Origin of the sequence: Brevibacterium sp. NPDC049920 (genome assembly GCF_040656435.1) — a bacterium.
Classification (GTDB): Bacteria; Actinomycetota; Actinomycetes; order Actinomycetales; family Brevibacteriaceae; genus Brevibacterium; species Brevibacterium pityocampae.
Map to the genome: position 1 here is coordinate 1 of NZ_JBFAMF010000023.1, position 10,040 is coordinate 10,040.

11 protein-coding genes are annotated in these 10,040 nt (G+C 65.5%); 5 read left to right on the forward strand and 6 right to left on the reverse strand.

The features are described 5' to 3' along the window. Nucleotides 1-1,367 (reverse strand): ABC transporter ATP-binding protein (locus tag AB0I45_RS13700; protein ID WP_360318899.1); only part of this gene is annotated, 1,367 nt, incomplete at its 3' end. Nucleotides 1,368-1,389: 22 nt separating this feature from the next. Here AB0I45_RS13700 and AB0I45_RS13705 point away from each other — a divergent pair. Beyond that, complete coding sequence (locus AB0I45_RS13705) at nucleotides 1,390-2,856, forward strand: relaxase/mobilization nuclease domain-containing protein (protein WP_360318902.1); 1,467 nt, start codon at nucleotides 1,390-1,392, stop codon at nucleotides 2,854-2,856. A gap of 123 nt (nucleotides 2,857-2,979) precedes the next feature. Further along, a complete protein-coding gene (locus AB0I45_RS13710) occupies nucleotides 2,980-3,948 on the forward strand; it encodes a hypothetical protein (RefSeq protein ID WP_295690329.1) in 969 nt (322 codons plus the stop codon). Nucleotides 3,949-4,004: 56 nt separating this feature from the next. Here the strand turns inward: AB0I45_RS13710 and AB0I45_RS13715 are convergent, their stop codons facing one another. Beyond that, nucleotides 4,005-4,442, reverse strand: coding sequence for a DUF4913 domain-containing protein (locus AB0I45_RS13715; RefSeq protein ID WP_247618919.1), 438 nt, complete (start codon nucleotides 4,440-4,442; stop codon nucleotides 4,005-4,007). 11 nt (nucleotides 4,443-4,453) lie between these two features. Here AB0I45_RS13715 and AB0I45_RS13720 point away from each other — a divergent pair, with 11 nt between their 5' ends. Then, nucleotides 4,454-4,621 carry a hypothetical protein gene (locus AB0I45_RS13720; protein ID WP_175406869.1) on the forward strand — a complete coding sequence of 56 codons (168 nt, stop codon included), beginning with the start codon at nucleotides 4,454-4,456 and terminating at the stop codon, nucleotides 4,619-4,621. 117 nt (nucleotides 4,622-4,738) lie between these two features. Here AB0I45_RS13720 and AB0I45_RS13725 read toward each other — a convergent pair whose 3' ends face one another. Next, nucleotides 4,739-5,749 (reverse strand): 2-oxoglutarate and iron-dependent oxygenase domain-containing protein, encoded by a 1,011-nt coding sequence (locus tag AB0I45_RS13725; RefSeq protein ID WP_295690333.1) that lies wholly within the window; start codon nucleotides 5,747-5,749, stop codon nucleotides 4,739-4,741. 51 nt (nucleotides 5,750-5,800) lie between these two features. Next, the gene (locus AB0I45_RS13730) at nucleotides 5,801-6,703 is read right to left on the reverse strand and encodes a MetQ/NlpA family ABC transporter substrate-binding protein (RefSeq protein ID WP_247618921.1); all 903 of its coding nucleotides are present in this window, start codon (nucleotides 6,701-6,703) and stop codon (nucleotides 5,801-5,803) included. Between the two features lie 211 nt (nucleotides 6,704-6,914). On the opposite strand from AB0I45_RS13730, the gene AB0I45_RS13735 reads away from it, so the two are divergent. Both AB0I45_RS13735 and AB0I45_RS13740 read left to right on the forward strand, forming a co-directional pair. After that, entirely contained in the window at nucleotides 6,915-7,988 is a 1,074-nt protein-coding gene (locus AB0I45_RS13735) for a methionine ABC transporter ATP-binding protein (protein WP_247618922.1), read from the forward strand. After that, a complete protein-coding gene (locus AB0I45_RS13740; protein ID WP_137318747.1) occupies nucleotides 7,978-8,640 on the forward strand; it encodes a methionine ABC transporter permease in 663 nt (220 codons plus the stop codon). Before AB0I45_RS13735 ends, AB0I45_RS13740 begins: the two co-directional genes overlap by 11 nt. A 171-nt stretch (nucleotides 8,641-8,811) precedes the next feature. On the opposite strand, the gene AB0I45_RS13745 is transcribed toward AB0I45_RS13740, so the two are convergent. Both AB0I45_RS13745 and AB0I45_RS13750 read right to left on the reverse strand, forming a co-directional pair. Next, entirely contained in the window at nucleotides 8,812-9,021 is a 210-nt protein-coding gene (locus tag AB0I45_RS13745) for a hypothetical protein (protein ID WP_137318746.1), read from the reverse strand. A gap of 372 nt (nucleotides 9,022-9,393) precedes the next feature. Further along, nucleotides 9,394-9,753 carry a DoxX family protein gene (locus tag AB0I45_RS13750; RefSeq protein ID WP_137318745.1) on the reverse strand — a complete coding sequence of 120 codons (360 nt, stop codon included), beginning with the start codon at nucleotides 9,751-9,753 and terminating at the stop codon, nucleotides 9,394-9,396. Between the last annotated feature and the right edge of the window lie 287 nt (nucleotides 9,754-10,040).

Below are 10,040 nucleotides of genomic sequence, written 5' to 3' on the forward strand. Positions count from 1 at the left end.
TGCACCGAAACATCGAGTGCCGAGGTCGGCTCGTCGGCGATGAGGAGCTCCGGGTCGAGCGCGATGCCGCGGGCCAAGGACGCACGCTGGCGCTGGCCGCCGGACAGCTCGTGGGGGAACCGGGCGGCATAGGACTGCGGCAGCTGCACGGCCTCGAGCAGGTCGAGCGCGGCCCGCCGGCGCTGCTGGTCGCCCAGCTCCGGACGGTGCACCGCGAGCGGCTCGGCCACGCACTCGCCGATCGACAGGTGCGGGTTGAAGGAGGCCGCCGGGTCCTGGAACACGAAGCCGATCCGCTTGCGCACGGGTCGGAACGTCTTCTCCCTGAACCCGACCATCTCGTGGTCGAACACCGTGAGCGAACCCCCGGTGGCACGGGTGAGACCCGCGATCGCGCGCCCGATGGTCGTCTTGCCCGACCCCGATTCGCCGACGAGGCCGAACACCTCGCCCGGCCGGATCTCGAAGCTCACGCCGTCCACGGCGGTGAAATCGCTCTTGCCGAAGCCGCCCGGATAGACGATCTCGAGGTCGCGCGCGACGACCACCGGCGCGATATCCGGGCGCACGTCCGCGGCCGGATCGGCACCGGGAGCCGCGGCCGCCGCCCCCGCCGAGGCGCCCGCCGGCGCATCCGCCCGTGCCGGGTCGGACGCGGTGCCCGCCGCAGCCCCCGCCGAGGCGCCTGTTGCAGCCTCGGCGACCGGCACCTCGGTGACGGAGAGCCGGGGCACGGCGGCGAGCAGCGCGCGCGTGTACTCGTGGGTCGGATTCGCGAACAGGGTGCGGACGTCCGCGGTCTCGACGAGGTCGCCGCGGTACATCACGGCCACGCGGTCGGCGAGGTCGGCGACGACGCCCATGTTGTGGGTGATGAGGACGATCGAGGTGCCCATGTCGTCGCGCAGGTCGCGGAGCAGGTCGAGGATCTCCGCCTGCACGGTGACGTCGAGCGCGGTGGTGGGTTCATCCGCGACGATGAGCCGGGCCCCGAGTGCCAGCGCCATCGCGATGACGATGCGCTGCTTCTGCCCGCCGGAGAACTGGTGCGGGTAGTAGTCGTGGCGCTCCTCGGCGTTCGGGATGCCCACGTTCTCCATCGCCTCGACGACGCGCGCCCGCATCGCCTTCCTGCTCATCTTCGGGTTGTGGGCGCGCAGGCCCTCGGCGATCTGCCAGCCGACGGTGTACACCGGGTTGAGCGCCGTCGAGGGCTCCTGGAACACCATCGACACATCCGAGCCGCGCATCTGCCGCAGCTTCTGCTCCGAGGCGGTGAGCACGTTCCGGCCCGACAGCAGGATCGCGCCGTCGGTAGTGGCGGTCTCCGGGAGCAGGCCGAGGATGGCGGGACCGGGACGGTCCAACGAGCATGAGAACCCGCACATCGTGGCTGGTGACGACACGGTGCTAGCCACGGTGGAGCCGGGCAAAGAGCTCGACCGTGACGATGCTCTCGCGCTGGCTAACACGCTGGATCATCCGCGCAAGATGTATGGCCGCGAAGTGAAGGTTCCGATCCGCCGCTACGACGCCGAGGCCGGCAAGAGAGTGAAGGTGGGCGAGAAGGACGGGCACGTGTGGCACTGCTCCCTGTCGCTGAAAGCAGACGCCGACGAACCGTTGACCGACGAAGCCTGGAAACTCATCGCCGAACAGTTCGTGGATCGCATGGGATTCATCGACCCGGACGGCGCGAAATCCTCACGATGGGTCGCGGTCCGGCATGGCATGTCGAAGAACGGAAACGACCACATTCACCTCGCCGTGCAGATGGTCACCGAGGACGGTTCCCGCGCACGAGAGCACAACGATCAATCACGCGCGCAGAGGATCTGCAGACAGCTTGAACGCGAGTGGGGCCTGGCGATCACCGAAGGTGCTGCCCTCAAGCAGACTCTGCCGCACGAGAAGCGGTGGGAACGCGAACGCAGCGAGCGGGAGCACGCTCCGCACTACGAGCGGCAGGAACTACGGCGGCGCCTGCGAGCGGCAGCGGCCGGAGCCACGAGCGAAGCGGAGTTCGTCCAGCGCGTCTACTCGTCCGGCGTCATCATTCGACCCCGCTTCGCGCAGGGCAGCACTGACCAAATCACCGGCTACTCGGTGGCGCTTCCCGCACCCAAGGGCGTCGACCGTGACCCGATCTTCTACTCACCTGCGAAGCACCTAGACAAGAACCTGAGCTTGCCCAAGGTGCGCGCCTCACTCGGCGCGCCAAAGGAAGGCGACCCACAAGCCGTGGGAGTGTGGCAGGAGCACCACACCGCCACCCGGAAGGACGCGCCACCGCAGACGCTTGCGCCCCCAACGGAAGCACTGCGGAACCGTCTCGCGGCTGGCAACGTGTCGTTGGTGGACCTCTCACGGATCTACGCATCCGCCTCGATCCACTTCGAGAAGGGCGAGGCCGGCCCCCTGGCCGAAGCCAGCGAACACATCGCAGCTGTGGCCACCAACCCGATGCAGGCCGGCCACTCGGCCCGACTCATGGACCGGGCGCTCAGTCGGGATTCCATCGAGGGCTGGACGGCGCTCATGCGCCAAGCCATGAAACTCTCGCAGGTGATGAGCCGCAATCGGTTCGGCGGTGGCCGCGTCCAGCTCGCCGCAGCACATGACCAGGTACTCGAAGACGCCGCGAAGCGGCACAGTTCGGGCACCACAACAGCAGTGCGCGAGCGTTCCCCCGAGACGCGCGAACGCGGCCGAGGAGGCGGCGCAGCGATGAACTCCCGCGAACGGCTGTTCGGGATTCCCGGCAGCAGTGCGAAACCGACCAAACCACCAAGGCCCGGACAAGGACAACCCACCCGCGACCCGGCGCGCGACCGCGACGACGGGATCGGACGATAGGAGGCGGAACCATGAGTGTGAACCCCGCAGAGGAAGAGACCGAGTCCTTCAACGAGATGGGCCGGATCGCACGCGGCCTCGGCATGGCCGGCATGCAGATCAAGGAAGCCGGCGAACGCAAACGTGAAGCACGAGAGCGAACGTGCAGAGCGCCAAGAACAAGGCGCTGAGGCAGAGCAGCAGCGGCAGGCTCAGGACCGCCACCGCGACGAAGCCGAAGCGGCCAAGGCGCTACACAAGGACGCCTACTCGGCGCAGTTCTGGAAGTCGACATCGAACGCACACCTGGATCGCTCCATCGTTGACGCCCAGGACCTCGCAGCAAAGGGCCACGGACCGGCGAACAGCGCCTACATGGCGTTCGCTGACCGCGTCCGGGACTTGCACGGTCTCAACATCGAAAACCTGACTTCTCAAGGTGCCGATGGAACCGCACGTTTCAACGCACTGCAAGCTGCCCTCGACGACCACAATGCCGCTGGCCGTCTGCGTGCCGAGGAACGCACGAACGACACCGCCGCCGAGTCGGTCCGGGAAGAACAGCAGGCGCAGGCCGAGGACGAAGCCGCCCACGATCCTGCCCTCCGCGAGGCCGCGATGAGTGAAGCCGCCGAGGCCGGTATCGACACCGACGACTACCTCGACCGGTTGTCAGCCGAGGACAGGGACGCGTTGCTGGCAGACCCGGAGAACCCGGAGGCGCGAGACGCCCGAATCGAAACAGCCACACGGGAGGACGCTGGGGCTGATGCCGACCGCACCCACTCGGAGTCCCACCCTGAGGAAAAGCACTACGACACCGCCGCCGATACAGCCGGCGACGACGCCGACCTTGCGCGGAAGCGCGAGACCGGCCACCTGGCAGCCGCAGCGTCACTGCCTGACTCCCAGCACAACCGGGACATGAGCCGGCATCTGGACGAAGTCGCCAAGCGCGACCCACAGGCAGCCGCCACCAGACGGGAAGCGCTCAAGAACATCTCGGGCGACGCTAAGGACTACCTGCGGCGTTCCGTTGATTCGAAGGCTCATGTCCGCAAGGCAGGCCAGAGTCAGCCCACACGCGAACGCGAGCACGTCCAGCAACGCTGACGCACACATCAAAGGGGCACCCAACCAAAGCGGTTGGGTGCCCCTTCGAGTGCCGGTCAGTCGAGTCGGAACAGGTCTGGAACCGTCAGCGGAGAATGCGGCAACGGCTCCGGCATATCTCGCTCACCGTCCGGGTCCGTCTTGTTCGGATCGTAGGCATGGAACGGCCCCTGCGGGTCGAGGATGACCCGCATCATCGGGTCCAGGTAGTCGCGAAAGAACGTCACGATTCCCGGCCCGCCCTCCAGCCGCATCTTCTCCCAGGACGCCCACAGCGCCTCCAGGCGCATCACGACCTCCGAGTACCGCCACCACTGCGGGTCCCACCGGAACTGCGAGACATCGCGTAATGGCCGCGAGTAGTTCGGCAACAGCCAATCAGTCACCCACTGATCCAGGGACGAGTAGAACGGCTCGAAGGCCGGCTCCGTCTCCGTGATCTCTTCCTCTGTTGCTTCCTCGATGGGTTCGGCCGGTGCGAAGTCATCCGACATGCTGGTCCTCCTTGCCGATCTGCGAGGTCGACGCGCCGCTCTGGGTCGCCGAGGACGTCTACGACCAGGTGAGCGTCGAGACCGAGGTGCAGTCCGAGGACGAGGAAGAGGAGATCAAGGAGTTCCGCGACTTCGTCGAGCACGTCGACCCGGAAGAGTTCGAGAAGTGGACTGACTGAGGGCGCACCGGCCCCGGCCTATCGCGTCAGGTGCGCCTCGGGCGTCAGGCGCCTCAGAAGCCTGACTACACCGTCCGCGTTCTCGACAGCGAGGGATCCCAGCCTGACCCAGGGCAATCAGACTTGGGACGCCTCCACGAACTCCGCGTAGTACTTCTGCGCGACGTTGGGGTGCGACCGCAGCCGCGATGCAAAGGCATTCTCCCCGTAGACGGCGTGCAGCGCGTCCCGCTCGTCCTGGGAGACTCCACGGGCGCGGGCGGCGAGCTCCGAAGGCAGCTGCACCTCGGGCAGCGAGCTGCGCAGTGCGGGATTGAAGAAGAACGGGACGGAGATCCGGTCCTTCCCCGGCTGGGTGGGGAGCACCCTGTGAACCGTGGCTCTCAGATACCCGCCGGTGGCAACCTCGAGCAGCTTGCCGATGTTCACGATGAAGACGTCTTCGATCGGGTCAGCGTCGATGTAGCCGTCATCGGTCAGCACCTGCAGACCTGTGGTGCCGGGCTGCGGGTACAACAGCGTGAGCACTCCTCCGTCGCGGTGCTCTCCAACCCCCTGCGTGACCGTCTCGTCAGCTGGGGCCGGGTAGCGAATGATCTTGATGAAGGACTCCGGACCATCCTCGAAGGCCGGAGCGAAGAGGTCTGCCGGCTGCCCGAGGCTCAGCGCCCATTCGGACAGCAGCTTGCCGCCCAGAACGGTGAGCTGCCGGTGCCACCGGTCGGTCACCTCACGAAGCTCGGGCAGAGACGCAGGGTACTGGTTCGGACCGGTCAGCCGTTCGAAGGGGAACTGCGGATCTGCAACCGGTTCGCGGTTCGGACCGATGTCGATCTGCTCCCGCCAGTCGACCTTCCCCCGCGTTCGCTCCCCACCCGTCCGCGTGTAGCCGCGGAAGTGAGGGGACTTGGTGTTCTCGATCGCCAGCTTCTCCTCCTCAGGAAGAGCGAAGAAGCGCTGGGCCACGTCGATGATTTCGCCGAAGTCCTCAGCGGGAATGCCGTGGCCGGTGAGGTAGAAGAATCCGATTTTGTGGGTCACGCGACGGAGATCGTCGCGAAAGGCCTGGGCCGTACTCGGATCGTCGGCCCGGGACAGGTCGATGATCGGCAGTGTGGAATCTGACATTGTGCTCTCCTCGTCTCGTTGTCGCTTGCGGCGGGCCGTAATCGCCCGACGTCATGCTCCGCTCGCCGCGACCTCTTCCTCGCTGCGCAGCAATTCGACGAGCTGCTCGGCGGTCCAATCGTCCTTGAACTTCAGATTTCCCCCGTTGAGCTCCGTCACGGCCTCTTGCACCTCGGACGAGTGGTAGACATCGATGAGCGTCTCCCACCGCGGATCGTCGGCGTTCTCCTCTTTGGTGACGAAGGCGTTGATGTACGCGTCGTTCGTCCCGGACTCGAGGTCGTCCTTGTAGATGATGGCTTCGTCGCCGAGCCCGCCCTTCTGCGCCTGGGTGTTGTTGACGACCGCTGCAGCGGCCGAGCCGTTGAGGGCGGTGACGGTCTGATTCGAGTCGACCGGCGTGATCTCCACCTTCGCGGACTCGATCTCCGCCGGGGTCGAAAGCGAGTCGCCACCGTCCTTGAGGGTGAGCAGTCCAGCTTCCTGCAGGTTGAGCAGGGCGCGGGCCTGGTTCGTCGGATTGTTCGGAATTGCGACCTCCGCACCCTCCGGCAGTTCCTCGAGCGAGCCGTAGTCCTTCGAGTACAGCGCGAGCGGATAGACCGCCGTCGCTCCCACGGGAACCAGAGTCCCGTTGTTGTTGACGTTGTACTGCGCGAGGTAGGCGAGGTGCTGGAACAGGTTGATGTCGATATCGCCGTTCTCTGTGGCGGTGTTGATCTGCGTACCGTCCGAGAAGGTCTTGACCTCGGCCTCGATCCCTCCTTCGGCGAGCTTCTCCTGGATGATCAGCCAGTGCTTCTCCTGGCCGTCATCGGTCCCGATGGTGAGGACATCGTCTGGGCCTTCCGCAGAGGCTGCCCCTCCCCCGCACGCTGCCACGCTCAGCAGCAACCCGGCGGCGGATAGGGAAAGGGCGGTCTTCACCCACGAATGAGTTGTCGGACGGGTCATGGCATTCTCCTCGGCGTCGAGTTGAGTCTGATGCTCGGAACGCTATGCCCGAGGCGCATCCGGAGTATGTGGGGAATGTCTCAGAAAGTCGCGATTCGTCACACATCCACCTCAGATGACGCACAAGGTCACCATATGACGATTGGCGGTTCCCGTTCAGCCGGCTCGTCGTTCACTGTCACCTGTGCAGACAACCGCAGGGAGTGATCCGGTGAGTGACATCGATCCCCACATCCGCTTCATAAGTATTTTCAAGGAGTACCCATCCCCGCGCGGCAAGGAGAGCAGCGTGAAGGCTCTCGACGGGGTGTCTCTCGACATTGCACGCGGCTCTGTCGTCGGCATCGTCGGCTACTCCGGTGCCGGCAAGTCGACCCTCGTGCGACTCATCAACGGGCTGGAGCTGCCCACATCCGGCAGCGTCGTCATCGACGGCACCGACATCACCGGACTGCCGGAGACCAAGCTTCAGAAGGTGCGCAGCCGCATCGGCATGATCTTCCAGCATTTCAATCTCTTCGGCTCGCGCACTGTCGCCGGCAACGTCGGGTACCCGCTGAAGATCGCCGGCTGGTCCAGGGAGAACATCAAGGCCAGAGTCACCGAGCTGCTGCGCTTCGTCGACCTCGAGGACAAGGCTGATGTCTATCCGAGGCGGCTGTCCGGCGGGCAGAAGCAGCGGGTGGGCATCGCGCGCGCCTTGGCAACCAGCCCTGAGATCCTGCTCGCGGACGAGGCGACCTCCGCACTCGACCCGGAGACGACGACCGAGGTGCTGGGACTGCTGCGTCGCGTGAACCAGGAGTTCGGAACCACCACCGTGGTCATCACCCACGAAATGGCCGTGGTCCGCGAGCTCTGCGACAACGTCGTGATGATGGAGAAGGGTCGCATCATCGAAGCGGGCAGCACCTACTCCCTCTTCTCGAATCCAGTGACCGACACCACGAGGAAGTTCATCGCCACCGCTACTCAGGGAACTCCTTCCGCAGCCACGCTCGAACGCCTCCGTGCCCGCCATCCGGGCACGATCGTGGCCATAGAGATCAACGAGGAGTACGGCTCGTCGGAGGTCAACCGCATGCTGGCGGCCGCGCAGGTCACGGGCACCGTGGTGTTCGGCGGAGTCACCGAGATCGGCGAGCGCCCGCTCGGCACCCTGACCTACGAGCTGACCGGACCACCCGAGGCGATCACCGCTGCGATCGAGCAAATCGCAGCACACACCCGCACCGAGGTGCTCTCCTCGCAGCAGCCCCAGAAGGAGGTTTCCCATGGACACTGATTGGCCGACTTTGCTCCCCGTCCTCCTGCAGTCGGTGCAGGAGACACTCGTCATGGTCACCGCCACCATCGTGCTGAGCGGCATCGCCGGGCTGATCATCGGTGCTGCGCTCTACGCCTCCCGACCAGGCAACCTGTTCGAGCAGCCGGTGGTGTTCGGAATCCTCAACGTCATCGTCAACATCGTGCGGCCGATCCCCTTCATCATCTTCATCACCGCCATCGGACCGCTCACTCTTCTGGTCGTCGGGACCACGATCGGCACGGCTGCGGCGATCCTGCCGATGACCCTCATGGCCTCGGTCGTCATCGGTCGGGTCGTCGAGCAGAACCTCGTCGCCGTGGACCCGGGAATCGTAGAGGCGTCCCGGGCGGCCGGTGCCGGGCGACTGCGCACTCTGTTCAGCATTGTCCTTCCCGAGGCGCTCGCCCCGCTCATCCTTGGCTACACCTTCATGCTCATCGCCATCGTGGACATGTCCGCGATGGCCGGCGTGGTCGGCGGCGGCGGCTTGGGCAACTTCGCGATCATGTACGGCTACCAGCAGTTCGACTGGAACGTCACCCTCGTCACCGTGACCGTCATCATCGTCATGGTGCAGGTCGCTCAGCTCGTGGGCAACTGGGTCTCACAGCTCATCCTTCGGAGGTGATCACAGTCCGCACGACGAGGCAATGCCACGACGGCACAATGCGTAGATCCCAGTTTCACCGGCGGTCTGCATCCGGATGCGGCACGGTGCGATAGGCGTGCACGGATGTGACGAGCAGCCAGGCGAACCCTGCGACAACCGCAATCCAGAGGGCAAGCACTCCGAGACCGCTCAGGCCGCGCCGAACGCGACACCTGAACTGTTCTGACCGGGGCGTGCAGTGAGCAGCGCAAGCCGGAACTGTTCAGCACTCTGATTTCGCGCCGCGCGGGCCTTCGCCAGTGCGCGCAGGACCATGTAGTCGAGCCGTGGATCGATGTGCTCGCGAAACTTCGACGGCGGCTCGGGTGCGTGATGAACGTGCTGGAAGGTGAGCTCCACTTGAGAGCTTCCCACAAACGAGGTCCGGCCAGTCAGCAGCTCGTAGAGGACGCATCCCGCGGAGTATGCCCGCCTCATGAACGATCGCCCGCCACGTACTGAGCTGAGTCGCCTGCAGCCTCCGACGCCGCCCCGCGTACAGGTTGACGACACCAATGATGCAGTCATTCACGCGCAGCGGCATCGCATAGATCGATCCGAAGCCAACCTCGACCGATTTGGCGCTGAAAGTGGGCCAGCGCCGAACTCAATCTCCATTTGTGCCCCCGTGCTCCGATAGAGCTCGAGTGAGCTTCTGACAATTGCGCACTCCGGGGTCTGAAATGAGCTGCGCTTGGATCCTTCAGCCGTCTGCTTTCCTGCGGCTCAGGTCTAGACAAGGAAGCAGAAGACGGCGGTCGCAATGCAGATCACCAGCATCCCGATGGCGTTGACGAAGAGGTTGCGGCCAAAATCACGAGCGCGGATGTGCATGCTGATGGCGAGGATGAAATACACGATCAGGCACACAGTGGTGAGCGCGGCCAGGCCGGGAATCCGGATCCCGAGGATGAGGCCTGCCGCCGCTGCGAACTTGATCGGTGGAATCACCCACCACCAGCGACGCGGGAAGCCGACGTCCTCGAAGCACCGCCCGATGAACTCCAAGGGCTTGATGCACACGAGCCCGTCGATGAAAGAGATGACCGCCAGCAGGATGACCGGCCATACAGGATCCGGCAGGAGCTCCATAACGCATACCGTACCGTGCAGCGCAGCGACCGGCGGTGCGTCGCGTGGTGAAGCGCCTCTGCAACGACCCATTGAACCCGAGCCCATTTTCTCGACCACGAGTGATCACGGTCCGGGTGATGATGCCACCGGTGATGCCGCCGGTGGCCGCGGGCCCGCCAGCCCCCGCGGGCTCGCCAGCCCCCGCCCCTACCGCAGCGCCCGGGCCACCTCGCGCCGCTGGGCCTGCTCGACCGGATCGGGCACCGGGAGCGAAGCGATGAGACGCCGCGTGTAGTCGTGCTGCG